Source organism: Paenibacillus agaridevorans (assembly GCF_003112455.1).
In the GTDB taxonomy this organism is placed as follows: Bacteria; Bacillota; Bacilli; order Paenibacillales; family Paenibacillaceae; genus Pristimantibacillus; species Pristimantibacillus agaridevorans.
This window is the reverse complement of sequence record NZ_BDQX01000040.1, coordinates 1-1,954: the sequence shown is the minus strand read 5'-3', so window position 1 is coordinate 1,954 and position 1,954 is coordinate 1. Positions and strand designations below refer to the sequence as shown.

Sequence of the window (1,954 nt, the reverse complement as noted above, 5' to 3'; positions counted from 1 at the left end):
GAGCGGATGGCCCGCGTCCGCGAGGAGACGTATAAGCCGATTCCGGCGAACGTCGCGGTCTACGACAAGCTGTACGCGGAGTACTACGCGCTGCACGACTATTTCGGCCGCGGCGCCAACGACGTGATGAAGCGCCTGAAGGCGATCAAGGAGCAGACGGGGAATCCCTCCCTTTTAATAAAATGATTCATTTTTGAATGTATTACGTCGCTAGATATTGCATGATTCTTTTATTTTTAGGTTTGTCTTACGTTACAAATACAGCTAAAAATAAAACACCGGAACAAATCCGGAGTATATTGCAAAAAAATGGGAGGTTGGTCTTGAATGTTTAGAAAGATGAATATTGTATCGTTAGTGTTAATGATTTGTTTAACACTGGCACTAACGGCCTGTGCAGGGGCAAAGAATACAGGTTCCGAAGCATCTACAAATTCGCCAAAGCACAACGCAACTGAGTCAAACAGTGAGTCAAAGTTAGAACCTTCTGCGCTTCCGCCTGTAGAATTAACATGGTACTATCCCGGCACGCCTCAGAAGGATGTTGCTCTTATCCAAGAAGCAATGAATAAGATTACGAAGGAAAAAATGAATGCAACGATCAAGCTGATCACGATTGATTGGGCTAGCTACACGCAAAAGCTGAATGTGATGCAGGCTGGCGGAGACGAGTTCGATTTGGCATTTGTTGCACCGTGGGTAGGCAATTTTTACCAAGGTATCTCTAAAGGCGCCTATCTTCCTCTAGATAATTTGCTAGAGCAGTACGCGCCAACTCTGAAGAGCACCATTCCCGATAAAATATGGGACGCGGCAAAAGTCGGAGGACAAATCTACGGTGCGATTAACTGGCAGATTGTTGCGGGACAAGTTGGCATCGAGGTAAGAAAAGACTTGGCCGATAAATACAACTTGAATATCGATAACATTCAAAAAGTAGCCGATTTAGAGCCGTTTTTAACGCAGGTGTCGGAAGGCGAAGAGAATAGTCCGTATATTTTTGTGCCTGGCAGTGCAATTGATGGGTTCGACAATATTGGGGATGATGGAAGTCCAGGGGTCATTCGTATTCATGATGACAAGTTAACCGTATTTAATCAATTTGAATCTGATGAATATAGAGAATTCGTAGAGCTCATGCATTCATGGTATAACAAGGGGCTAATTCGCAAGGATCAATCTACACTATCGTTTTCTAATGAAATTCTGAAGTCAGGATCATTCGCTGGAGTAATCTCTTATCCGATTAAGCCAGGCGTTGAAATTGAAGACGAAGCGAAATGGGGTCAGCCTGTCTTGGCCAAGTCCTTGACGAAAGCATTGATCACAACGAATAAAGCAAATGGAACAATGACGGCGATTAGCAAAACGTCCAAAAATCCGGAACGTGCCATGATGTTACTAGAACTCATTAATACAAATAAAGAGCTTTATAACCTCATCTGTCATGGTATTGAAGGTGTGCATTATACAAAAGTCTCTGAGAATTTGATACAAAAAAATCCGGATAACACAGGCTATAATCCATTGACAGATTGGATGTTCGGCAATCAATTCAATAGTTATTACACGGATCCCGCTCAAGTTGGCGCATGGGAAAAAACAGAGGAAATGAATCTAAACGCTGATATTTCTCCGATCCTGGGATTCAGTTTCGATCCTGAAAATGTAAAAACAGAATTGGCACAAGTAAACACGGTAGTTTCGCAATATGCAAAAGCGTTGGATACAGGCAGTGTGGATCCGGCGGTTGTATTAGACGAGTTTATTGCCAAGCTAAAAGAAGCAGGATCGGATAAGATTATTGCGGAAAAACAGAAACAATTGGATCTATGGTTAGGAAGTAAATAACACTAGAATGCAGGGGATAATCAGTCTGGGCCATAAAAGCGCTCAGACTGATGATTATATCAGAGAAGGAGTCTGATTCGACTGTGAAAAAGTGGATAGCGGG

Annotated in this window: 1 protein-coding gene and 1 pseudogene; both read left to right on the top strand. The window is 42.8% G+C overall.

The genetic code is table 11. The features are described 5' to 3' along the window. A pseudogene (locus tag PAT3040_RS03970) lies at positions 1 to 186 on the top strand (ribulokinase); the annotation flags it as partial. 141 nt (positions 187 to 327) lie between these two features. Beyond that, positions 328 to 1,851, top strand: a complete 1,524-nt coding sequence (locus tag PAT3040_RS03965; protein WP_108991623.1) for an ABC transporter substrate-binding protein — start codon at positions 328 to 330, stop codon at positions 1,849 to 1,851. Positions 1,852 to 1,954: the final 103 nt, after the last annotated feature.